The 22516-nt window shown below is 54.3% G+C and carries 20 protein-coding genes, 2 tRNA genes and 1 rRNA gene; 17 read left to right on the top strand and 6 right to left on the bottom strand.

What is annotated here, in order from left to right:
* Window positions 1-40: 40 nt before the first annotated feature.
* From rrf to L462_RS05285, 3 genes are all read left to right on the top strand, one after another.
* A 5S ribosomal RNA gene (gene rrf, locus L462_RS05275) occupies window positions 41-156 on the top strand.
* Window positions 157-211: 55 nt separating this feature from the next.
* A tRNA-Asp gene (locus L462_RS05280) sits at window positions 212-288 on the top strand.
* A gap of 53 nt (window positions 289-341) precedes the next feature.
* Window positions 342-417: transfer RNA gene (locus L462_RS05285), tRNA-Trp, on the top strand.
* A 98-nt stretch (window positions 418-515) separates the two neighbouring features.
* Here the strand turns inward: L462_RS05285 and hdfR are convergent.
* Entirely contained in the window at window positions 516-1337 is an 822-nt protein-coding gene (hdfR, locus tag L462_RS05290) for an HTH-type transcriptional regulator HdfR (RefSeq protein WP_014172169.1), read from the bottom strand.
* Between the two features lie 118 nt (window positions 1338-1455).
* On the opposite strand from hdfR, the gene L462_RS05295 reads away from it, so the two are divergent.
* Window positions 1456-1794, top strand: a complete 339-nt coding sequence (locus L462_RS05295; RefSeq protein ID WP_014172168.1) for a MaoP family protein — start codon at window positions 1456-1458, stop codon at window positions 1792-1794.
* 27 nt (window positions 1795-1821) lie between these two features.
* On the opposite strand, the gene L462_RS05300 is transcribed toward L462_RS05295, so the two are convergent.
* Entirely contained in the window at window positions 1822-3342 is a 1521-nt protein-coding gene (locus L462_RS05300; protein ID WP_032679231.1) for a YifB family Mg chelatase-like AAA ATPase, read from the bottom strand.
* 339 nt (window positions 3343-3681) lie between these two features.
* Here L462_RS05300 and ilvL point away from each other — a divergent pair, with 339 nt between their 5' ends.
* From ilvL to ilvA, 7 genes are all read left to right on the top strand, one after another.
* Complete coding sequence (gene ilvL / locus L462_RS24625) at window positions 3682-3780, top strand: ilv operon leader peptide (RefSeq protein WP_001311244.1); 99 nt, start codon at window positions 3682-3684, stop codon at window positions 3778-3780.
* An 86-nt stretch (window positions 3781-3866) separates the two neighbouring features.
* The gene (gene ilvX, locus L462_RS25205; protein WP_102046757.1) at window positions 3867-3917 is read left to right on the top strand and encodes a peptide IlvX; all 51 of its coding nucleotides are present in this window, start codon (window positions 3867-3869) and stop codon (window positions 3915-3917) included.
* A 2-nt stretch (window positions 3918-3919) separates the two neighbouring features.
* A complete protein-coding gene (gene ilvG / locus L462_RS05305; protein ID WP_032679230.1) occupies window positions 3920-5566 on the top strand; it encodes an acetolactate synthase 2 catalytic subunit in 1647 nt (548 codons plus the stop codon).
* Window positions 5563-5826, top strand: a complete 264-nt coding sequence (ilvM, locus tag L462_RS05310) for an acetolactate synthase 2 small subunit (protein ID WP_014172166.1) — start codon at window positions 5563-5565, stop codon at window positions 5824-5826. The genes ilvG and ilvM overlap by 4 nt, the downstream gene beginning before the upstream one ends.
* Before the next feature lie 18 nt (window positions 5827-5844).
* The gene (ilvE, locus tag L462_RS05315) at window positions 5845-6774 is read left to right on the top strand and encodes a branched-chain-amino-acid transaminase (protein WP_025202772.1); all 930 of its coding nucleotides are present in this window, start codon (window positions 5845-5847) and stop codon (window positions 6772-6774) included.
* 60 nt (window positions 6775-6834) lie between these two features.
* Window positions 6835-8685, top strand: coding sequence for a dihydroxy-acid dehydratase (gene ilvD / locus L462_RS05320; protein ID WP_020882897.1), 1851 nt, complete (start codon window positions 6835-6837; stop codon window positions 8683-8685).
* A gap of 2 nt (window positions 8686-8687) precedes the next feature.
* Window positions 8688-10232: a threonine ammonia-lyase, biosynthetic gene (gene ilvA / locus L462_RS05325; protein ID WP_025202773.1), complete on the top strand. Its 1545-nt coding sequence runs from the start codon at window positions 8688-8690 to the stop codon at window positions 10230-10232.
* On the opposite strand, the gene ilvY is transcribed toward ilvA, so the two are convergent.
* The gene (gene ilvY / locus L462_RS05330; RefSeq protein WP_020882896.1) at window positions 10229-11119 is read right to left on the bottom strand and encodes an HTH-type transcriptional activator IlvY; all 891 of its coding nucleotides are present in this window, start codon (window positions 11117-11119) and stop codon (window positions 10229-10231) included. The genes ilvA and ilvY overlap by 4 nt on opposite strands.
* A gap of 153 nt (window positions 11120-11272) precedes the next feature.
* Between ilvY and ilvC the strand changes: the two genes are divergently transcribed.
* Window positions 11273-12748: a ketol-acid reductoisomerase gene (gene ilvC / locus L462_RS05335; RefSeq protein WP_014172161.1), complete on the top strand. Its 1476-nt coding sequence runs from the start codon at window positions 11273-11275 to the stop codon at window positions 12746-12748.
* A gap of 68 nt (window positions 12749-12816) precedes the next feature.
* Here ilvC and ppiC read toward each other — a convergent pair whose 3' ends face one another.
* Window positions 12817-13098, bottom strand: coding sequence for a peptidylprolyl isomerase PpiC (gene ppiC / locus L462_RS05340; protein ID WP_008501570.1), 282 nt, complete (start codon window positions 13096-13098; stop codon window positions 12817-12819).
* An 85-nt stretch (window positions 13099-13183) separates the two neighbouring features.
* Between ppiC and rep the strand changes: the two genes are divergently transcribed.
* Window positions 13184-15208, top strand: coding sequence for a DNA helicase Rep (rep, locus tag L462_RS05345; RefSeq protein WP_014172160.1), 2025 nt, complete (start codon window positions 13184-13186; stop codon window positions 15206-15208).
* A 48-nt stretch (window positions 15209-15256) separates the two neighbouring features.
* On the opposite strand, the gene gppA is transcribed toward rep, so the two are convergent.
* Both gppA and rhlB read right to left on the bottom strand, forming a co-directional pair.
* A complete protein-coding gene (gppA, locus tag L462_RS05350) occupies window positions 15257-16741 on the bottom strand; it encodes a guanosine-5'-triphosphate,3'-diphosphate diphosphatase (RefSeq protein WP_032679229.1) in 1485 nt (494 codons plus the stop codon).
* Between the two features lie 6 nt (window positions 16742-16747).
* Window positions 16748-18013, bottom strand: a complete 1266-nt coding sequence (rhlB, locus tag L462_RS05355; protein ID WP_014172158.1) for an ATP-dependent RNA helicase RhlB — start codon at window positions 18011-18013, stop codon at window positions 16748-16750.
* A 144-nt stretch (window positions 18014-18157) separates the two neighbouring features.
* On the opposite strand from rhlB, the gene trxA reads away from it, so the two are divergent.
* From trxA to wzzE, 4 genes are all read left to right on the top strand, one after another.
* Window positions 18158-18487, top strand: coding sequence for a thioredoxin TrxA (trxA, locus tag L462_RS05360; protein WP_004386384.1), 330 nt, complete (start codon window positions 18158-18160; stop codon window positions 18485-18487).
* A gap of 341 nt (window positions 18488-18828) precedes the next feature.
* Entirely contained in the window at window positions 18829-20088 is a 1260-nt protein-coding gene (gene rho / locus L462_RS05365) for a transcription termination factor Rho (protein ID WP_008501566.1), read from the top strand.
* Between the two features lie 242 nt (window positions 20089-20330).
* Complete coding sequence (wecA, locus tag L462_RS05370) at window positions 20331-21434, top strand: UDP-N-acetylglucosamine--undecaprenyl-phosphate N-acetylglucosaminephosphotransferase (RefSeq protein WP_032679228.1); 1104 nt, start codon at window positions 20331-20333, stop codon at window positions 21432-21434.
* 12 nt (window positions 21435-21446) lie between these two features.
* A complete protein-coding gene (wzzE, locus tag L462_RS05375; protein ID WP_032679226.1) occupies window positions 21447-22493 on the top strand; it encodes an ECA polysaccharide chain length modulation protein in 1047 nt (348 codons plus the stop codon).
* Window positions 22494-22516 lie beyond the last annotated feature (23 nt).

Raw genomic sequence — 22516 nt, 5'->3', positions numbered from 1 at the left:
ATGAGAGACGATTTTCAGCTGATACAGATTACAGAATTTGCCTGGCGGCTTTAGCGCGGTGGTCCCACCTGACCCCATGCCGAACTCAGAAGTGAAACGCCGTAGCGCCGATGGTAGTGTGGGGTCTCCCCATGTGAGAGTAGGGAACTGCCAGGCATCAAATTACGTAGTAAGCCGGTGCATAAATCCGGTGGTTACAGCAGTCTTCGGTGGAGCGGTAGTTCAGTCGGTTAGAATACCTGCCTGTCACGCAGGGGGTCGCGGGTTCGAGTCCCGTCCGTTCCGCCACTTATTAAGACATTAAGCCTGCCTACCCGGCAGGCTTAATGGCAAAAGACTTTAGGGGCGTAGCTCAGTTGGTAGAGCACCGGTCTCCAAAACCGGGTGTCGCGAGTTCGAGTCTCTCCGCCCCTGCCATATATAATCCTTTGCTTCGGCAAAGGATTTTTTTTTGCCTGAAAGACGCCGAGTCCCCTCTTCAGACGTTGCAGCCAGCATTTCTGCTGGCGCATGCATCAATCCATAATATTAATTTTTAGAAGATCTTTTATCTGCGATTGCTTATCGCTGTTCTGGAGCCAGATGGCATACAGCGGTCTGGAAAGCGTGGTGGAGTCCACAACGGTATGCAACCCGGGTTTCGTGTCTGCCCAGCGAACAGGTAACCAGGTGCACCCCTTCAGCAAGGAGAGCTGCTGACAGGCGATCTCCGCAGAGCTGGTTGTTAACTGTGGCACATCATCCGGAGCAATCAATCCCGCCTCGTGTTGCTGGAAATCTGGCCCCCACTCCAGACGCAGATAGGTCAGGTCGGCTTTCATCATTGAAGGCTCGGAGGCATAAAGCGCAAGGCCAAACTGGCCAACAATCTGGCTGCTAAATTCGTCCATTTTGGGGGCTTCGGTCGTGATCAGAAGATCCAGCTGGCGCTCGTGCAGTTGCTTAACGAGCGACTGACGTTGCGCAATCCGCGCTTCAAATTGCAAATGGTTGTGGGAAGGGTAGAGCCGGGTAAGCCACTGACTGAGCATACATTCCCACAACGATGCGCTGGCCCCAATGGAGAACTCGTTATGCCTCGAGGTGTGCGCAACCTCTTTACGTGCCGCCTGCCAGGTGTTCATCAGGGTCTCTGCATACGGCAGCAGTTTTTCACCGGCTGGCGTGAGGCGTATGTTGTTGCGGTGGCGGGTAAAAAGATTCACACCCAGTTGATTTTCCAGCTGTCGAATACGAAAACTGACTGCTGACTGCGTCAGGTAAAGGGCTTCCGCTGCTCGCCCAAAGTGGCGCGTTCTGCTCACTTCCAGGAAAGTTTTTAGCAATTCCGTATCCACATCTTTCTCCGCAAAATAATTTGTCGTTATGATTTAAATGTTTTGTTTTACACTCTGTCAAGCGTAACTAATACTCCGCGCCATAAATAGCTCGGCCAAAGAATTAGGAGCGTGTAGGATGGCGGAAAGCTTTACGACGACTAATCGTTTTTTCGACAATAAAAATTATCCACGCGGGTTCTCTCGTCACGGCGATTTCACCATCAAAGAGGCGCAGATGCTTGAGCGTCATGGTTATGCCTTTAACGAGCTGGATCTGGGTAAACGTGAGCCTGCAACTGAAGACGAAAAACAGTTTGTCGCAGTCTGCCGTGGCGAGCGTGAGCCACAGTCTGAAGCAGAACGTGTATGGATCAAGTATATGGCACGCATTAAGCGTCCAAAGCGTTTCCATACGCTGTCTGGCGGTAAACCGCAGATGGAAGGTGCTGAAGACTACACTGAGTCTGACGACTAACAAGAAAAGGGGCCGTGGCCCCTTTTTTTATGCCAGTAACTTTTGCAGGTGCAGGAGCAAGCGATCGATCGCACGATAGCTTAACGCTTCCTGCAGATGCCGCCTCTCAATGTCAGGGCACTTTTCCACATCGGCGATGGTGCGGGCGACTTTTATAAGACGCTGCCATGCGCGAATGGAAAGCCCAAAGCGCGTCAACGTATCCTCCAGCCAGCATGAATCTTCAGTTTTAAGAGGACAAAACTGCCGAATCTCAGCGTTATCCAGACGGGCATTCAGCTTATGTTGACGCATATACTGCCGGGCCTGCGCGGCGATAACCCGCTCGCGAACCTCCACCGTACTCTCTCCTCTGGCGCTGCTCTGGCTGAGCAGGCCGGGAGGAGGCAAGGGGATTTCCAGCGACAAATCGAAACGATCCAGGAAAGGACCAGATAACTTCCCCAGGTAGCGTAGCGTCTGTTCAGGCGTGGAGCGATTGTGGTTTCCCTGATAATGGCCCGATGGGCTGGGGTTCATTGCCGCTACCAGCTGGAACCGCGCGGGATAGCTTATTTTGGCGCGTGCACGGGAGATATGGATCTCACCCGATTCGATGGGCTCCCTCAGCGCATCCAGAACGCGGCGTTCAAATTCAGGCAGTTCATCCAGAAACAGGATGCCGTTGTGCGCCAGAGAGATCTCTCCCGGCCCTGGTATGGTGCCACCGCCGACCATGGCCGCCAGTGAGGCACTGTGGTGCGGAGAGCGAAACGGGCGACGTCGCCACTGTTTTTGCAATGACACGGAACTCACCAGACTAAATATCGCCGCGCTTTCCAGCGCTTCATGGTTATTAAGTGGAGGCAGTAAACCATTCAACCTGCTCGCCAGCATCGTTTTTCCTGTACCCGGTGGGCCAATCAGCAACAGGTTATGTCCGCCGGCAGCGGTGATCTCCAGCGCCCGCTTCCCCTGCTCCTGGCCGTAAATATCGCTCAGATCGTCCGGGCTTTCTGCCAGGGGATCGCCTGATTCTTCCGGCTCTGACAGCACATGTCGCCCCTCAAGATACGCGCACACTTCCTGTAAATGCCCGGCTAGCAGACATCCTCTCTCGACTATCAGGCTCACTTCTGCACCATTTTCATTGGCAACAATGATTTGTCGACCAGCGCGAATGGCCTCCAGCGCACCCGAGATGGCACCAGGAACGCCCCTCAGCGCGCCTGTGAGCGCCAGTTCACCGATGAACTCATATGCGCCTAGTCTGCTGCTGTTAAGCTGCTCAGAGGCGGCGAGGAGCGCTATAGCGATAGGTAAATCATATCGCCCTCCCTCTTTAGGCAAGTCTGCAGGCGCAAGGTTGATGGTGATTTTCTTTGCCGGAAAGGTATAACCGCTATTAATAATCGCACTGCGCACCCGATCTCTGGCTTCCTTTACCGTGGTCTCCGGCAATCCAACCAGCGTCAGCCCGGGCAGCCCGTTGCTGAGATGAACTTCTACCGAAATAAGCGGTGCTTTTACGCCAATGGCCGCACGGGTATAAACAACTGACAGTGACATAAGCACCTCCTCAGGAGATGACTATGCCCGTGACCGATATGCATGTTTAGCCACATTTAGCGGATTTACGCATCCTCTTCCGAGGTTTTAACGTCAAGATGTAACCTTTTCTTTTCTGCGGAACCCTGCTCGCAAAAAAATGTACAGGCGACATACCGCTCTGTCCGTGCTGAAAAAATGAAAAATATTCACTATCTAATTTCTTCATATAAAACAATGCGTTCATAAAATATGATTCGCAGGCTAACGAAACCAGCCATAAATAAATCTTGTGTTTGATTTAAAAACTGTGATACCTCTTTAGGTATTCCTTCGAACAAGATGCAAAAAGAACTGAAAATGACAGCCCTTCTACGAGTGATTAGCCTGGTCGTGATTAGCGTGGTGGTGATTATTATCCCACCGTGCGGGGCTGCACTTGGACGAGGAAAGGCTTAGAAATCAAGCCTTAACGAACTAAGACCCCCGCACCGAAAGGTCCGGGGGTTTTTTTATGACTAAAAAACTTACACGAGGAGCAGAGAATGACTAATAGCACAAAATTCTGTTTCTCCCGATTTATGACGGGGAACTAACTATGAATGGTGCACAGTGGGTAGTACATGCGTTGCGCGCACAGGGAGTCGACACTGTCTTCGGTTATCCGGGGGGCGCAATAATGCCGATTTACGATGCATTGTATGACGGCGGCGTGGAACACCTCTTGTGCCGACACGAGCAGGGCGCTGCGATGGCCGCCATTGGCTATGCACGTGCCACCGGTAAAACCGGTGTCTGCATGGCAACCTCAGGGCCGGGCGCCACAAACCTGATCACCGGCCTGGCGGATGCACTGCTTGATTCCGTTCCCGTTGTCGCCATCACCGGTCAGGTGGCCTCACCCCTCATTGGTACTGATGCCTTCCAGGAAGTGGACGTGCTCGGCTTGTCACTGGCCTGCACTAAACACAGCTTCCTCGTTCAGTCTCTGGAAGAGCTGCCGCGTGTGATGGCAGAGGCGTTTGAGGTGGCAAACTCTGGTCGTCCTGGACCGGTTCTGGTTGATATCCCGAAAGATATCCAGGTTGCTCTCGGCGATCTGGAACCGCACTTCTCCACCGTTGAAAGCGACGATGCATTCCCGCACGCCGCGGTGGAAGAGGCGCGGCAGATGATTGCCCACGCTAAACAACCGATGTTGTACGTAGGGGGTGGGGTTGGTATGGCACAGGCCGTTCCCGCCCTGCGCGAATTCATCGCGGTTACGCAAATGCCCGCCACCTGTACGTTGAAAGGTCTTGGCGCGGTAGATGCTGACTATCCTTACTATCTGGGCATGCTGGGGATGCACGGTACCAAAGCGGCGAACCTGGCCGTGCAGGCGTGTGACTTGCTGATCGCCGTAGGTGCCCGTTTTGATGATCGTGTCACCGGCAAGCTGAATACCTTCGCGCCGAATGCCAACGTGATCCACATGGATATCGACCCGGCGGAGATGAACAAACTGCGTCAGGCGCATGTGGCCCTGCAGGGCAATCTCAACGCGTTATTACCGGCTTTACAGCAGCCTCTGAAAATCGACGCATGGCGTCAGCACACCGCCGAAATGCGCGTTGAACATACCTGGCGTTACGACCATCCTGGTGACGCCATCTATGCGCCACTGCTGTTAAAGCAATTGTCCGACCGTAAACCGGCAGACTGTGTGGTCACGACGGATGTAGGCCAACACCAGATGTGGTCAGCACAGCACATGACTTACTCGCGCCCGGAAAACTTCATTACCTCCAGCGGCTTAGGGACGATGGGCTTCGGTCTCCCTGCCGCGGTAGGGGCGCAGGTTGCCCGCCCGAACGATACGGTTATCTGTATCTCCGGTGACGGCTCTTTCATGATGAACGTTCAGGAGCTGGGCACCGTTAAGCGCAAGCAGTTACCGTTGAAAATCGTCTTGCTCGATAACCAGCGTTTAGGAATGGTTCGTCAGTGGCAACAGCTGTTTTTTCAGGAACGCTACAGTGAGACTACCCTGACGGATAACCCTGATTTCCTCATTCTGGCCAGCGCCTTTGGTATCCCTGGCCAGCACATCACCCGTAAAGACCAGGTTGAAGCGGCACTCGACACCATGCTGTCAAGCGAAGGGCCGTACCTGCTTCATGTCTCAATCGACGAGCTTGAGAATGTCTGGCCGTTGGTACCGCCAGGTGCCAGTAACTCACAAATGCTGGAGAAATTATCATGATGCAACATCAGGTCGCCGTGCAGGCTCGCTTCAATCCAGAGACATTAGAACGCGTTTTGCGTGTGGTGCGTCACCGTGGCTTTCAGATTTGCTCTATGAATATGGAGACGGCCACTGATGCTCAAAATATCAGTATCGAATTAACCGTTGCCAGCCCGCGGTCGGTCGACTTACTGTTTAGTCAGTTAACAAAACTGGTAGACGTTGCACATGTTGCCATCTGCCAGAGTACAACCACATCACAACAGATCCGTGCTTAAGCGCGACAGGAAGAGAAAATGACGACAAAAAAAGCTGATTACATTTGGTTCAATGGTGAGATGGTTCGCTGGGAGGACGCGAAAGTCCACGTTATGTCCCACGCGCTGCATTACGGTACCTCTGTCTTCGAAGGCATCCGTTGCTACGACTCACACAAAGGGCCAGTGGTGTTCCGTCATCGCGAACACATGCAGCGTCTGCATGACTCAGCCAAAATTTATCGTTTCCCGGTTTCTCAGAGCGTGGATGAGCTGATGGAAGCCTGCCGCGACGTGATTCGTAAGAACAACCTCACCAGTGCCTATATTCGTCCGCTGGTGTTTGTAGGTGATGTGGGCATGGGCGTGAACCCGCCAGCCGGTTATACCACCGATGTGATCATTGCTGCGTTCCCATGGGGTGCTTATCTGGGGGCTGAAGCCCTGGAGCAGGGGATCGACGCAATGGTTTCTTCCTGGAACCGCGTGGCACCAAACACGATCCCGACGGCGGCAAAAGCGGGCGGTAACTACCTCTCCTCACTGCTGGTCGGAAGCGAAGCGCGCCGTCACGGTTATCAGGAAGGTATCGCGCTGGACGTGAATGGCTATATCTCTGAAGGTGCAGGTGAAAACCTGTTCGAAGTGAAAGACGGCATCCTGTTTACGCCGCCATTTACCTCTTCCGCTCTGCCGGGCATTACCCGTGACGCCATCATCAAGCTGGCAAAAGATTTGGGTATCGAAGTCCGTGAGCAGGTCCTGTCCCGCGAATCCCTGTACCTGGCCGATGAAGTGTTCATGTCCGGTACCGCGGCAGAAATTACGCCGGTTCGTAGCGTAGACGGTATTCAGGTTGGTGCTGGCCGCTGTGGTCCGGTCACCAAACGTATTCAGCAAGCCTTCTTTGGCCTCTTCACCGGTGAAACGGAAGATAAATACGGCTGGCTGGATCAGGTTAATCAATAAGCATAAATATGGGACGGCACGCACCGTCCCATTCAATAGTCAGACGGGAGTAAATAAAGCATGCCTAAGTATCGTTCCGCCACCACCACTCATGGCCGTAACATGGCGGGTGCCCGCGCACTGTGGCGCGCCACCGGGATGACCGACGCCGATTTCGGTAAGCCTATTATCGCCGTGGTGAACTCCTTCACCCAGTTTGTGCCGGGCCACGTGCACCTGCGCGATCTCGGCAAACTCGTTGCCGAGCAAATCGAAGCCTCCGGCGGTGTGGCGAAAGAGTTCAACACCATTGCGGTGGATGACGGTATCGCGATGGGTCACGGGGGTATGCTCTATTCACTGCCGTCGCGTGAGCTGATCGCCGACTCGGTGGAGTATATGGTGAACGCCCATTGCGCGGATGCCATGGTTTGTATCTCCAACTGCGACAAAATTACCCCAGGGATGCTGATGGCTTCCCTGCGTCTGAACATTCCGGTGATCTTCGTCTCCGGCGGTCCAATGGAAGCGGGTAAAACCAAGCTTTCCGATAAAATCATCAAGCTCGACCTGGTCGATGCGATGATTCAGGGCGCGGATCCAAAAGTTTCTGATGAGCAAAGCGATCAGGTTGAACGTTCTGCGTGCCCAACCTGTGGCTCCTGCTCAGGTATGTTCACCGCGAACTCCATGAACTGTCTGACCGAAGCGCTGGGTCTGTCTCAGCCGGGCAACGGCTCGCTGCTGGCGACCCACGCCGACCGTAAACAGCTGTTCCTCAATGCCGGTAAACGCATCGTTGAGCTGACCAAACGCTACTATGAGCAAGATGATGAAAGCGCGCTGCCGCGTAATATCGCCAGCAAAGCCGCGTTTGAAAATGCCATGACGCTGGATATCGCCATGGGCGGTTCCACCAACACCGTTCTCCACCTGCTGGCCGCTGCGCAGGAAGCTGAAATCGACTTCACCATGAGCGATATCGACAAGCTGTCCCGCAAAGTACCGCAGCTCTGTAAAGTTGCGCCGAGTACCCAGAAATACCACATGGAAGATGTCCACCGTGCGGGTGGCGTACTGGGTATTCTCGGTGAACTGGATCGCGCCGGGCTGCTGAACCGCAACGTCAAAAACGTGCTCGGCCTGACGCTGCCGGAGTCGCTGGACAAATACGACGTCATGCTCACGAAAGACGATGCGGTGAAAAAGATGTTCCGCGCCGGCCCGGCAGGTATTCGTACCACCCAGGCCTTCTCACAGGATTGCCGCTGGGACACGCTGGATGACGATCGTGCAGAAGGCTGTATTCGCTCACTGGAACATGCCTATAGCAAGGACGGCGGTCTGGCCGTGCTCTACGGTAACTTTGCAGAAAACGGCTGTATTGTAAAAACCGCAGGCGTGGATGACAGTATTCTCAAATTCACCGGCCCGGCAAAAGTGTACGAAAGCCAGGACGACGCGGTAGAGGCTATTCTCGGTGGCAAAGTGGTGGAAGGCGACGTGGTTGTCATTCGCTACGAAGGGCCGAAAGGCGGGCCGGGTATGCAGGAGATGCTCTATCCCACCACCTTCCTGAAATCCATGGGCCTCGGTAAAGCCTGTGCGCTGATCACCGACGGACGTTTTTCTGGCGGTACGTCTGGTCTCTCCATTGGCCACGTGTCACCGGAAGCGGCAAGCGGCGGCAACATCGCGATTATTGAGGATGGCGATCTGATCGAAATTGATATCCCGAATCGCGGTATTCAGTTGAAACTGAGCGACCAGGAGATTGCGGCGCGTCGTGAAGCCCAGGAAGCTCGCGGTGACAAAGCCTGGACGCCAAAAGATCGCCAGCGCGACGTCTCCTTCGCCCTGCGCGCCTATGCGAGCCTTGCCACCAGTGCAGATAAAGGCGCGGTGCGCGACAAATCGAAACTTGGGGGCTAATGATGGCCGAGTCGCAACCGTTATCCGCCGCCCCTGAGGGGGCGGAATACCTCAGGGCGGTGCTACGTGCACCGGTCTATGAAGCCGTACAGGTCACGCCGCTGCAGAAGATGGAAAAACTCTCCTCGCGCCTCGACAACGTGATTCTGGTGAAACGCGAAGACCGCCAGCCGGTACACAGCTTCAAGCTGCGTGGCGCCTACGCGATGATGGCCGGGTTGACCGACGAGCAAAAAGCGCGGGGGGTGATTACCGCCTCTGCGGGCAACCACGCGCAGGGCGTCGCGTTCTCCTCTGCGCGCCTGGGGCTGAAAGCGCTGATTGTTATGCCGGTTGCTACTGCCGATATCAAAGTGGATGCCGTACGCGGTTTCGGCGGTGAAGTGTTGCTCCACGGCGCAAACTTTGACGAAGCCAAAGCCAAAGCGATAGAGCTGGCGCAGCAACAGGGGTTTACCTGGGTGCCGCCGTTCGATCATCCGATGGTCATTGCCGGACAGGGGACGCTGGCGCTTGAGCTGCTGCAGCAGGATGCGCATCTCGACCGCGTCTTCGTGCCGGTTGGCGGTGGTGGCCTCGCGGCGGGGGTAGCGGTGCTGATCAAACAGCTGATGCCGCAAATCAAAGTGATTGCCGTTGAGGCGGAAGACTCGGCCTGTCTGAAAGCGGCGCTGGATGCCGGTCATCCGGTGGACTTACCACGCGTCGGGCTGTTTGCTGAAGGCGTGGCGGTTAAACGCATTGGCGATGAAACCTTCCGTCTTTGCCAGGAGTATCTCGACGATATTATCACCGTCGACAGCGATGCCATCTGCGCCGCAATGAAAGATCTGTTCGAAGATGTGCGTGCGGTAGCGGAACCTTCCGGCGCGCTGGCGCTGGCGGGGATGAAGAAATATATCGCGCAGCACAACATCCGCGGCGAGCGTCTGGCACATGTCCTTTCTGGTGCCAACGTGAACTTCCACGGTCTGCGCTATGTTTCCGAACGCTGCGAGCTGGGTGAGCAACGCGAAGCGCTGCTGGCGGTTACCATCCCGGAAGAGAAGGGCAGCTTCCTGAAGTTTTGTCAGCTGCTGGGCGGCCGTTCAGTCACGGAGTTTAACTACCGTTTTGCCGACGCCCGAGATGCCTGCATTTTTGTCGGCGTACGGTTAAGCCGTGGTCTGGAAGAGCGTAAAGAGATCCTCCACCTTCTCCACGAAGGTGGCTACAGCGTCGTGGATCTCTCCGACGATGAGATGGCGAAACTGCACGTGCGTTATATGGTGGGCGGGCGTCCGTCGAAGCCGCTGCAGGAACGTCTCTACAGCTTCGAGTTCCCGGAGTCACCGGGCGCGTTGCTCAAGTTCCTGCATACGTTGGGCACGCACTGGAACATCTCTCTGTTCCACTACCGCAGCCACGGTACCGATTATGGACGCGTGCTGGCCGCCTTCGAACTGGGCGAGCACGAGCCTGATTTCGAAACGCGGCTGAACGAGCTGGGCTATGAGTGTCACGATGAAACCCATAACCCGGCGTTCAGGTTCTTCCTGGCGGGCTAGTGGTTAGGCAGTATCTGCCAGAAGGCATCAATAAGCGGCTCCTGCAGCCGCTTTTTTTGTGCGCATACGCCAAGCTCAAACGGCGTTTTTTCGTCGCTGCGCTCCAGAATCATCACGCGATTACGCACCGGTTCCGGGCTGTTCTCCAGGACCACTTCCGGCAGCAGTGCCACGCCGCAGCCCAGCGCCACCATTGACACCATCGCCTCATGCCCGCCAACCGTCGCGTAAATCGACGGGTTGCTGATCTTCTGGCGACGAAACCAGAGCTCAATACGTCGGCGCACCGGCCCCTGATCGGCCATGATAAAAGGCACCGTGGACCAGTCCGGTTTTTCCACCGACACCTGATTACGCACCGGGCAGGGTAACGCGGGGGCAATCAACACGACCGCCAGGTTCTCCAGCATTGAGAACGCGACAGCGCCTGGCAGGGTTTCGGGTTTCCCGGCAATGGCGAGATCCGCCTCGCCTGTCACCACTTTTTCCATTGCGTCGGCGGCATCACCGGTGGTGAGTTTAATTTCCACCGACGGTTGTTCTGCGCGAAAGCGGTCAAGAATCGGCGGCAGATGGCTATAGGCCGCGGTCACGGAGCAGAAAATATGCAGCTCGCCGGACAGCGATGGCCCTTTCTGGTCAATGGTGTGTCGCAGCTGTTGATACTGCAGCAGCGTTTGTTGGGCAAAGACCCGTAACTCCTCACCGGCCTCCGTCAGGGTGACGGTGCGGTTGTCGCGTACAAACAGGGGCTGACCGAGGTCTTCCTCAAGGCGCTGGATCTGGCGCGAAAGCGTGGAGGGACTGACGTGCATCGCCCGGGCGCTGCGCCCAAAGTGACGGCTTTCCGCCAGATGCAGGAACATTTTCAGATCGCGTAAATCCACTGATTTCACTCCCCCTTTTTACATTGCAAATATTGCAACGTGACGTTGTGAATATATCAATTTCCGCAATAAATTTCCTGTCATATAGTAAGTTCATTCTCGCAAAAGCGAACCGAACAATAAGCACAACAACACAACATCACGGAGTCCATTATGGCTAACTACTTTAATACACTGAATTTGCGCCAGCAGCTGGCGCAGCTGGGCAAATGCCGCTTTATGGCGCGCGACGAATTTGCCGATGGCGCGAGCTACCTTCAGGGTAAAAAAGTGGTCATCGTCGGCTGCGGCGCCCAGGGTCTGAACCAGGGCCTGAACATGCGTGACTCCGGTCTGGATATCTCCTACGCCCTGCGTAAAGAAGCGATTGCTGAGAAGCGTGCGTCCTGGCGCAAAGCGACCGAAAATGGTTTTAAAGTCGGTACCTACGAAGAACTGATCCCCCAGGCAGACCTGGTGGTTAACCTGACGCCAGACAAACAGCACTCTGACGTTGTGCGTTCCGTGCAGCCGCTGATGAAAGACGGTGCGGCGTTGGGTTACTCCCACGGCTTTAACATCGTTGAAGTGGGCGAGCAGATCCGTAAAGACATCACCGTTGTGATGGTGGCACCGAAGTGCCCGGGTACAGAAGTACGTGAAGAGTACAAACGTGGCTTCGGCGTGCCAACGCTTATCGCCGTTCACCCGGAAAACGATCCGAAAGGTGAAGGTATGGCGATCGCCAAAGCATGGGCTGCAGCAACGGGTGGCCACCGTGCGGGCGTTCTGGAATCGTCTTTCGTCGCGGAAGTAAAATCTGACCTGATGGGTGAGCAAACCATCCTGTGCGGTATGCTGCAGGCGGGCTCTCTGCTGTGCTTCGACAAGCTTGTGGAAGAGGGTACAGACCCGGCATACGCAGAAAAACTGATTCAGTTTGGCTGGGAAACGATCACCGAAGCGCTGAAGCAGGGCGGTATTACGCTGATGATGGACCGTCTGTCCAACCCGGCGAAACTGCGTGCTTACGCGCTGTCTGAACAGCTGAAAACGATCATGGCACCGCTGTTCCAGAAACATATGGACGACATTATCTCCGGCGAGTTCTCTTCCGGCATGATGGCGGACTGGGCTAACGACGATAAGAAACTGCTGACCTGGCGTGAAGAGACCGGTAAAACCGCTTTTGAAACCGCCCCACAGTTTGAAGGTAAAATCGGCGAGCAGGAGTACTTCGATAAAGGCGTTCTGATGATTGCGATGGTGAAAGCTGGCGTTGAGCTGGCGTTCGAAACCATGGTGGATTCCGGCATCATCGAAGAGTCTGCCTACTATGAATCACTGCACGAGCTGCCGCTGATTGCGAACACCATCGCCCGTAAGCGTCTGTACGAAATGAACGTGGTTATCTCTGATACCGCCGAGTACGGTAACTACCTGTTCTCTTACGCTTGCGTACCGCTGCTGAAAGAGTTCATGACAACCCTGCAGCCGGGCGATCTGGGCAAAGCGATTGCGGAAGGTGCTGTGGATAACGCGCAGCTGCGTGATGTAAACGAAGCCATTCGCGGTCATGAAATCGAGAAAGTGGGCCAGAAACTGCGTGGCTACATGACCGATATGAAACGTATCGCGGTAGCAGGTTAATACCCGGGCGGGCTGATGCCCTGACCTGACTAAACGTACAAGGCCTTCTCTCAGAGAAGGCCTTGCTGTTATTTGCGGTACAGAACCTTAATTACATGGTAGCCAAACTGCGTATGCAGTGGGCCAGTGGGTTCCAGCACCGGGCAGGAAAAGACCACTTTATCGAACGCCGGAACCATTTGACCCTGACGGAATTCACCTAAATCACCGCCGCGTTTACCTGACGGACAAATAGAGTGTTTCTTCGCCAGCTTGCCGAAGTCGGCGCCGTTTTTGATCTGCTCGAGAAGATCCAGAGCCAGTTTTTCTTCTTTTACAAGGATATGCAGTGCTGCCGCGGTTTTTGCCATGATCGTGCCTTGAGTGGTATGGATTAGGCTCGCTATACTACCACGCTGTTATTCTCCCCTCCTGACTTTCATTGAGTGATCATTTATGCGTTTAAACCCCGGACAACAACAAGCCGTCGAATTTGTCACTGGACCCTGTCTGGTGCTGGCGGGCGCGGGATCCGGCAAAACGCGCGTCATCACCAATAAGATTGCCCACCTGATCCGCGGCTGCGGGTATCAGGCTCGCCACATCGCGGCGGTGACGTTTACTAACAAAGCAGCGCGCGAGATGAAAGAGCGTGTCGGCCAGACGCTGGGGCGTAAAGAGGCGCGCGGTCTGATGATTTCCACCTTCCATACGCTGGGGCTGGATATCATCAAACGTGAATACGCCGCGCTGGGGATGAAATCCAACTTCTCACTGTTCGACGATACCGACCAGGTGGCCCTGCTCAAGGAGCTCACCGAGGGGCTGATCGAAGATGATAAGGTTCTGCTGCAACAGCTGATCTCAACGATCTCCAACTGGAAAAACGATCTGATGACCCCGGCCCAGGCCGCGGCGATCGCCAAAGGCGAGCGGGATCGGATCTTCGCCCACTGCTACGGTCTGTACGATGCGCATATGAAAGCCTGTAACGTGCTGGATTTCGACGACCTGATCCTGCTTCCCACGCTACTGCTGCAGCGTAATGAAGAGGTGCGTGAGCGCTGGCAGAATAAAATCCGCTACCTGCTGGTGGATGAGTATCAGGACACCAATACCAGCCAGTATGAACTGGTGAAGCTGCTGGTGGGACAGCGCGCGCGTTTCACGGTGGTCGGTGATGACGATCAGTCCATTTACTCCTGGCGCGGTGCGCGTCCGCAAAACCTGGTCCTGCTGAGTAAAGATTTCCCGGCGCTGCAGGTGATCAAACTGGAGCAGAACTACCGTTCCTCCGGACGTATCCTTAAAGCCGCGAATATCCTGATCGCCAACAACCCGCACGTGTTCGAAAAACGCCTGTTCTCCGAACTGGGTTACGGTACAGAGCTAAAAGTGCTCAGCGCCAACAATGAAGAGCACGAAGCGGAGCGGGTCACAGGCGAACTCATCGCCCACCACTTCGTCAATAAAACCGAATACAAAGACTACGCGATCCTCTATCGCGGCAACCACCAGTCACGCGTCTTTGAAAAGATGCTGATGCAAAACCGCATCCCGTACAAAATTTCGGGCGGGACCTCCTTCTTCTCGCGGCCCGAAATCAAAGATCTTCTGGCCTACCTGCGTGTGCTCACTAACCCGGATGATGACAGCGCGTTTCTGCGTATCGTGAATACCCCGAAACGGGAAATTGGCCCGGCGACGCTACAAAAGCTTGGCGAGTGGGCGATGACGCGTAATAAGAGTCTCTTTACCGCCAGCTTCGATATGGGGCTGAGTCAGACGCTCACCGGACGCGGCTACGATTCATTAACCCGCTTTACCCACTGGCTTGGTGAAGTGCAGCGGCTGGCAGAGCGCGAACCTATCGCCGCCGTGCGCGACCTTATCCACGGTATCGACTACGAGTCCTGGCTGTATGAAACCTCCGCCAGTCCGAAAGCGGCCGAGATGCGCATGAAAAACGTTAACCAGCTGTTCAGCTGGATGACTGAAATGCTGGAAGGCTCGGAGATTGATGAACCGATGACCCTGACGCAGGTGGTTACCCGCTTTACCCTGCGCGATATGATGGAACGCGGCGAGAGCGAAGAAGAGGCCGATCAGGTTCAGCTGATGACGCTGCATGCATCAAAAGGTCTGGAATTCCCGTATGTCTATCTGGTTGGCATGGAAGAGGGGTTACTGCCGCACCAGAGCAGCATTGATGAAGATAACGTCGATGAGGAGCGCCGTCTGGCCTATGTTGGCATCACGCGCGCTCAGAAAGAGCTGACCTTCACGCTGTGCAAAGAGCGTAGACAATATGGCGAACTGGTGCGCCCGGAGCCGAGCCGTTTCCTGCTGGAACTTCCGCAGGACGACCTCATCTGGGAGCAGGAGCGTAAAGTGATTACGGCTGAAGAGCGGATGCATAAGGGGCAGGCGAACGTCGCTAACATCCGCGCCATGCTGGCGAAAGCCAAAGAGAAGGGGTAGGTTGTTACACGCCCGGCAAGCGTAGCGTTACCGGGCATGTCCGCCCTGTTATTTCACCTCAAGCACCCAGTGTACGTAGCTCTGCCACTGACACTCCTGCTCGACCATCTCCGCCCCAAGCGGATGATTATCCAGCCAGTTTTCCGGCAACGTCAGCGAAAGTTTCTCGTCATCCGCCACCAGATTGAGTGCCGGCAGCAAATCATCGCGGCGGCGGCTGGCAAACAGAATAGCCAGACGCAGCAGGCGGCACATATGCTCGGCCACGCGCGGCGGTACGGCGTTTTGCTGATGCAAAGAGGAGAGGTCAACGGCGTTGGTCTGGTTCAACAGCAGCGTTGCCAGCAACTTTTTCTGCGCAGGGGTATAGCCGGGTAAATCGAGGTTACGCACCAGATAAGCGGCATGAGTCGGGGCCTGTTTAAAATCAATGCTCAGCCCGATTTCATGCAGTGCACAGGCACTTAGCAGCAGATCACGACTCAAAGGGTCCAGATCCCAGGCGTTAGCCACATGATCGGCGAAGCGTGACGCCAGCTGTGCCACGCGGCCTGCCTGATCGATATCAACCAGGAAACGACGCTGCACGTTTCGCAGGGTACGGCTGCGAATGTCCTGATCGACCGACAGGTGCAACATCCCGTAGACCAGACCTTCACGCAGCGCGCCACCCGCCAGCGTCATACATTTGATGTTCAGTTCGGTGAAGATGGCGATCAGGATCGCGAGCCCGCTCGGGAATACCAGCGCGCGTTCAAGCGTCAGGCCTTCAATTTCCAGCTCTTCCAGACGCCCGCACTGAATGGCCCGCTGTTTAAGCTGCTGAAGCTTGGCAAGCGTGATCCGCTCATCCATGCCCTGCGCCATCATAATTTCCTGCAATGCCTGCACGGTACCGGAGGCCCCCACGCAGACTTTCCAGCCGTGGTAGCGCAGTTCGTCCATCACCGGGCGTAACACCTCGCGTGCGGCAGTTTCCGCCTCGTCGAAGTTCTCCTGACCCAGATTGCGGTCAGTAAAGTAGCGCTCAAGCCAGGTTACGCAACCCATCGACAGGCTGAATAGTGACGTTGCCTGCGCACCGGTGCCGGTCACGAGTTCGGTACTGGCGCCCCCGATATCCACAACCAGACGACGATCGTCGCCTCCCGTGGTGTGCGCAACGCCCTGATAAATCAGGCGCGCTTCTTCTTCACCGCTGATAACCTGCACCGGACAACCGAGAATTTCCTGCGCTTTGGCAATAAAATCCACGGCGTTAACCGCCAGGCGGAGTGTTGCAGTGGCGACGACGGTGATTTGGGAATGCGGGATATCCTGCAGACGCTCTGCAAAGAGTCGCAGGCACTGCCAGCCACGTTCCATGGCTTCAGGAGAGAGGTGATTATCGCTGCTCAGGCCCGCCGCGAGGCGGACCTTGCGCTTAATGCGCGTCAGCGTTTGTATGCTTCCCGCCACCTCGCGCACAACCAGCATATGAAAACTATTCGAACCGAGATCAATTGCCGCATAAAGCGAGGTGGAGCTGAGCATAATTTTTTAACCTGAGCGACGACGATTACGCGGCGCGCCAGATCGACGCGGGCCATTGCCGGAGCGGGCGCGGGTAAGGCGCTTAGCCGGCGGCAGTTCGCTTAATAGCGCATCCGGGTTGTACTTACTCACCGGAATAGAATGGCCGATGTACGTCTCAATCGCCGGCAGGTTCAGCGCATACTCTTCACACGCGAGGCTGATAGAGTGGCCGCTTGCACCCGCACGACCGGTACGACCGATACGGTGTACATAGTCTTCGCAGTCATCCGGCAGGTCATAGTTAAAGACGTGCGTAACGGCTGGAATGTGCAGGCCGCGCGCTGCGACGTCGGTGGCGACCAGAATATCGAGATCGCCACGGGTGAATTCTTCAAGAATACGCAGGCGTTTTTTCTGCGCAACATCGCCCGTTAGCAGGCCAACGCGGTGACCGTCTGCAGCCAGATGGCCCCAGATATCTTCACAGCGGTGCTTGGTGTTCGCGAAGATAATGGCGCGGTCTGGCCACTCTTCTTCAATCAGCGTTTGCAGCAGACGCATTTTCTCTTCATTGGAAGGATAGAAGAGTTCTTCTTTGATACGGTGGCCGGTTTTCTGCTCGGGTTCCACTTCCACATATTCGGCGTTGTTCATCTGCTCGAATGCCAGTTCGCGTACGCGATACGACAGGGTCGCAGAGAACAGCATGTTGAGGCGCTGATTCGCGGGTGGCATGCGGCGGAACAGCCAGCGGATATCTTTAATGAAGCCCAGATCGTACATACGATCAGCTTCATCCAGCACCACAACCTGGATGGCACCAAGGTTAATGTGGTTCTGTTTTGCGTAGTCGATAAGACGGCCGGTGGTACCAATCAGGATATCCACACCGCTTTCCAGCACTTTCAGCTGCTTATCGTAACCATCGCCGCCATAAGCCAGGCCGATTTTCAGGCCCGTAGCCTGCATCAGGGGTTCAGCGTCTGCGTGGATCTGTACCGCCAGTTCTCGCGTCGGGGCCATAATTAGCGCGCGCGGCTGGTTAACTTTGCGGTCTGCAATCGCTGGATGAGAAAGTAAATAATGAAACGTTGACGTTAAAAACGCCATCGTTTTGCCAGTACCGGTTTGCGCCTGCCCTGCTACGTCACGTCCCGCCAGCGTCAGCGGCAGGGCGAGAGCCTGAATGGGCGTACAGTTATGAAACCCTTTATTTTCAAGGGCTTCGATCACTTTTGGGTGCAGGGCGAAGTCGGAAAACTTCTGTTCTGTTAAATGTGTTTTGCTCATAGTGTGGTAGAATATCAGCTTACTATTGCTTTACGAAAGCGTATCCGGTGAAATAAAGTCAACCTTTAGTTGGTTAATGCGACATCAACACGTCGTTGATGAGGGCGAAACCAACGCACCAGGCTTATTCCTGTGGAGTTATATATGAGCGATAAAATTATTCACCTGACTGACGACAGTTTTGACACGGACGTACTTAAGGCTGACGGGCTGACACTCGTCGATTTCTGGGCTGAATGGTGTGGTCCTTGCAAAATGATCGCCCCGATTCTGGATGAGATCGCTGACGAATATCAGGGCAAACTGACCGTTGCCAAGCTGAACATCGACCAGAACCCGGGCACCGCACCAAAATACGGTATCCGTGGCATTCCGACCCTGCTGCTGTTCAAAAACGGCGAAGTGGCAGCGACCAAAGTGGGCGCACTGTCCAAAGGTCAACTGAAAGAGTTCCTCGACGCTAACCTGGCGTAAGGTTTCTTTGCTGCGCGTCCAGAGCGCCTAAATTATGTGGAACTCTGGACGCCCGGCTGAAGTCGTGCTAAGTTAGCTATGACTTCGTTTTAAACATATCTTGTTGTTTGAATCTTGTTTTACCCGATACTTCCCGTTGTTGACACAAACAGTGCGTGAAGTTGCTAAATTCCGGGCTTGTCACTCAATCCGTCTTGTCGTTTCAGTTCTGCGTTTTTTCCCTGTGACCAGACAGCGAACAGACATGAGTTGATGGCCGCTAAACAGGCATGGATGACCCTGCCATACCATTCACAACATTAAGTTCGAGTATCACCCCGAGTTTAAGAACCCACACCATTATGAATCTTACCGAATTAAAGAATACGCCGGTTTCTGAGCTGATCACTCTCGGCGAAAATATGGGGCTGGAAAACCAGGCTCGTATGCGCAAGCAGGACATCATTTTCGCCATCCTGAAGCAGCACGCTAAGAGTGGCGAAGATATCTTTGGCGACGGTGTGCTGGAGATATTGCAAGACGGATTTGGTTTCCTCCGCTCTGCAGACAGCTCCTACCTCGCCGGCCCTGACGACATCTACGTATCCCCTAGCCAAATCCGCCGTTTCAACCTCCGCACTGGTGACACCATTTCAGGTAAGATTCGTCCTCCAAAAGAGGGTGAACGCTACTTTGCGCTGTTGAAAGTGAATGAAGTTAACTTCGACAAACCGGAAAACTCCCGTAATAAGATCCTGTTTGAGAACTTAACGCCGCTGCACGCGAACTCTCGCCTGCGCATGGAGCGTGGTAACGGCTCAACTGAAGATTTAACCGCTCGCGTCCTGGATCTGGCATCGCCTATCGGTCGTGGCCAGCGTGGTCTGATCGTCGCACCGCCAAAAGCGGGTAAAACCATGCTGCTGCAGAATATCGCGCAGAGCATCGCTTATAACCACCCAGACTGCGTACTGATGGTACTGCTGATTGACGAACGTCCGGAAGAAGTGACCGAGATGCAGCGTCTGGTTAAAGGTGAAGTGGTTGCTTCTACCTTTGACGAACCCGCATCTCGCCACGTTCAGGTTGCGGAAATGGTTATCGAGAAGGCGAAACGCCTGGTTGAACACAAGAAAGACGTGATCATCCTGCTCGACTCCATCACCCGTCTGGCGCGTGCCTACAACACCGTCGTTCCGGCTTCCGGTAAAGTGCTGACGGGGGGTGTGGACGCTAACGCCCTGCATCGTCCAAAACGCTTCTTCGGTGCGGCACGTAACGTGGAAGAGGGCGGCAGCCTGACCATCATCGCTACGGCGCTGATCGATACGGGTTCCAAAATGGACGAAGTTATTTACGAAGAGTTTAAAGGTACAGGTAACATGGAACTGCACCTCTCTCGTAAAATTGCTGAGAAACGCGTCTTCCCGGCTATCGACTACAACCGTTCCGGTACCCGTAAAGAAGAGCTGCTCACCACCCAGGAAGAGCTGCAGAAAATGTGGATCCTGCGCAAAATCATCCATCCAATGGGTGAAATCGACGCAATGGAGTTCCTCATTAACAAACTGGCGATGACCAAAACTAACGACGATTTCTTCGATATGATGAAACGCTCGTAACGCAAATAAAGCCAGCAAGCGCCACGTTTTTACGTGGCGTTTTTCTTTTATGGCTTATACGCTATTAATGTGGACTCCCATTTCAGACCAGTCAGTGCGACAATAAGATAATTCGCACAGTTAAAAATATTAATAGCCTGAATAATAAACAAATGGGGTTGTAAGAGGTATGCTTTATGCCTTCTGGCTTGGCGCCAACATGGTTATACTTCGTTGCCTGACATTTGTTGAGAACATCCATTGTGAACCTACTCGATACGTTTACTGAACTAACCAGTATTTTTTTGTTTACCACTTGCTTTTTGTTTCTTGCACGCAAGGTAGCAAAATATCTGGGCTTAGTGGATAAACCCAACTTCCGTAAGCGCCATCAGGGTATGATCCCACTGGTGGGTGGCATCTCCGTCTTTGCAGGCATCTGTTTTACTTTCGCTATCGCCGACTACTACATTCCCCATGCCAGACTGTATCTGATCTGCGCCACGGTACTGGTTTTCGTTGGGGCACTTGATGATCGCTATGATATAAGCGTAAAAATTCGCGCTTTCGTTCAGGCTGCAGTCGGCATTGCTATGATGGCCGTGGCAAAACTTCATCTAAGTAGCCTGGGGTACATTTTTGGTTCGTGGGAGATGGTTCTTGGGCCATTTGGTTACTTCCTGACCCTCTTTGCCGTATGGGTCGCGATAAACGCGTTTAATATGGTAGATGGAATTGATGGTCTGCTAGGTGGCTTATCGTGTGTTTCGTTTGCAGCTATTGGGATCATTTTATGGTTTGATGGTCAATACAGCCTCGCGATGTGGTGTTTTGCCATGATCGCCGCCATTCTTCCATACATCCTTTTGAATCTAGGCGTTTTGGGTCGTCGCTATAAAGTCTTTATGGGCGATGCGGGTAGCACGTTTATAGGCTTTACCATCATTTGGATCTTGCTCGAAACCACCCAAGGTAAAACACACCCCATTAGCCCGGTGACTGCACTGTGGGTTATTGCTATTCCACTTATGGATATGGTGGCGATTATGTATCGTCGACTGCGCAAAGGGATGAGTCCTTTTTCGGCCGACCGCCAGCATATCCATCATCTCATTATGCGAGCGGGTTTCACTTCCCGACAGGCCTTTGTTCTGATTACGCTGGCGGCTGCTATTCTGGCCGCAATTGGAGTTGCAGCGGAATATGCCCACTTTATTCCCGAATGGGTAATGTTGGTACTGTTCTTGCTAGCATTTTCCCTTTACGGCTATTGTATTAAACGCGCCTGGAAAGTAGCGCGTTTCATTAAGCGTATAAAACGCAGGATGCGTCGAGATAGTGACAACAATCCAACTTTAACTAAATAAAATGGGACTGTGATGACTCAACCGTTGGCGGGAGCAAAATCAGAGATGACCGAGAATGAGCTGGATATCCGTGGCTTGTTTCGCGTTCTATGGGCAGGCAAGCTTTGGATAATAGGCATCGCATTAGGATTCGCGCTCCTCGCGCTCGCATACACTTTCTTTGCAAAACAAGAGTGGAGCGCTACGGCAATCACAGATAAACCAACGGTTAACATGCTCGGGGGGTTCTATTCCCAGCAGCAGTTCCTGCGTAATCTGGATATCAAAGCCAGTCTGGCCACGCCAGACCAGACTTCCGTCATGGATGAGGCCTATAAAGAGTTTGTGATGCAGCTGGCTTCCTGGGATACGCGCCGTGATTTCTGGAGCCAGACGGATTATTACAAGCAACGAATGGTGGGCAACAGTAAAGCCGATGCCGCGCTGCTGGATGACATGATTAACAACATTCAGTTTATGCCGGGAGATGCGCTGCGTAACGTCAACGACAGCGTCAAGCTGATTGCCGAAACCGCGCCGGATGCCAATAACCTGTTGCGCCAGTACGTTGCCTTCGCCAGCCAGCGTGCGGCAAGCCACCTGAATGAAGAGCTGAAAGGTGCCTGGGCTGCCCGTACTATCCAGATGAAAGCGCAGGTTAAACGTCAGGAAGAGGTGGCTAAAGCCATCTTCGCCCGCCGTGTACACAATATTGAGCAGGCGCTGAAAATTGCCGAACAGCACAATATTTCCCGCACTGAGACGGACGTGCCGGCAGATGAACTGCCGGATTCCGAAATGTTCCTTCTCGGGCGCCCAATGCTGCAGGCTCGACTGGAAAACCTCCAGGCCGTTGGCCCTGATTTTGACCTCGACTACGATCAAAACCGCGCGATGCTGAACACCCTGAATGTCGGTCCAACAATGGATCCGCTTTTTCAGACCTATCGTTATTTGCGAACGCCTGAAGAGCCTGTAAAACGCGATAGTCCGCGCCGCGCATTCCTGATGATCATGTGGGGGATTGTGGGTGCACTGACTGGCGCTGGCGTGGCGTTAACGCGTCGTCGCACTAACTAAAACGCCGTCTACGATGAAGGCTG

Origin of the sequence: Enterobacter sp. BIDMC 26 (genome assembly GCF_000534435.1) — a bacterium.
In the GTDB taxonomy this organism is placed as follows: Bacteria; Pseudomonadota; Gammaproteobacteria; order Enterobacterales; family Enterobacteriaceae; genus Enterobacter; species Enterobacter ludwigii.
Note: the sequence above shows the minus strand (reverse complement) of the source record. Positions and strands in the feature narration are given on the sequence as shown.

Bases quoted from the DNA above. Each gene is read 5' to 3' on its own strand.
- L462_RS05295 (WP_014172168.1), top strand. From the start codon at position 1,456: ATGGCGGAAAGCTTTACGACGACTAATCGTTTTTTCGACAATAAAAAT.
- L462_RS05300 (WP_032679231.1), bottom strand. From the start codon at position 3,342: ATGTCACTGTCAGTTGTTTATACCCGTGCGGCCATTGGCGTAAAAGCA.
- ilvL (WP_001311244.1), top strand. From the start codon at position 3,682: ATGACAGCCCTTCTACGAGTGATTAGCCTGGTCGTGATTAGCGTGGTG.
- ilvG (WP_032679230.1), top strand. From the start codon at position 3,920: ATGAATGGTGCACAGTGGGTAGTACATGCGTTGCGCGCACAGGGAGTC.
- ilvM (WP_014172166.1), top strand. From the start codon at position 5,563: ATGATGCAACATCAGGTCGCCGTGCAGGCTCGCTTCAATCCAGAGACA.
- ilvE (WP_025202772.1), top strand. From the start codon at position 5,845: ATGACGACAAAAAAAGCTGATTACATTTGGTTCAATGGTGAGATGGTT.
- ilvD (WP_020882897.1), top strand. From the start codon at position 6,835: ATGCCTAAGTATCGTTCCGCCACCACCACTCATGGCCGTAACATGGCG.
- ilvA (WP_025202773.1), top strand. From the start codon at position 8,688: ATGGCCGAGTCGCAACCGTTATCCGCCGCCCCTGAGGGGGCGGAATAC.
- ilvC (WP_014172161.1), top strand. From the start codon at position 11,273: ATGGCTAACTACTTTAATACACTGAATTTGCGCCAGCAGCTGGCGCAG.
- ppiC (WP_008501570.1), bottom strand. From the start codon at position 13,098: ATGGCAAAAACCGCGGCAGCACTGCATATCCTTGTAAAAGAAGAAAAA.
- rep (WP_014172160.1), top strand. From the start codon at position 13,184: ATGCGTTTAAACCCCGGACAACAACAAGCCGTCGAATTTGTCACTGGA.
- gppA (WP_032679229.1), bottom strand. From the start codon at position 16,741: ATGCTCAGCTCCACCTCGCTTTATGCGGCAATTGATCTCGGTTCGAAT.
- rhlB (WP_014172158.1), bottom strand. From the start codon at position 18,013: ATGAGCAAAACACATTTAACAGAACAGAAGTTTTCCGACTTCGCCCTG.
- trxA (WP_004386384.1), top strand. From the start codon at position 18,158: ATGAGCGATAAAATTATTCACCTGACTGACGACAGTTTTGACACGGAC.
- rho (WP_008501566.1), top strand. From the start codon at position 18,829: ATGAATCTTACCGAATTAAAGAATACGCCGGTTTCTGAGCTGATCACT.
- wzzE (WP_032679226.1), top strand. From the start codon at position 21,447: ATGACTCAACCGTTGGCGGGAGCAAAATCAGAGATGACCGAGAATGAG.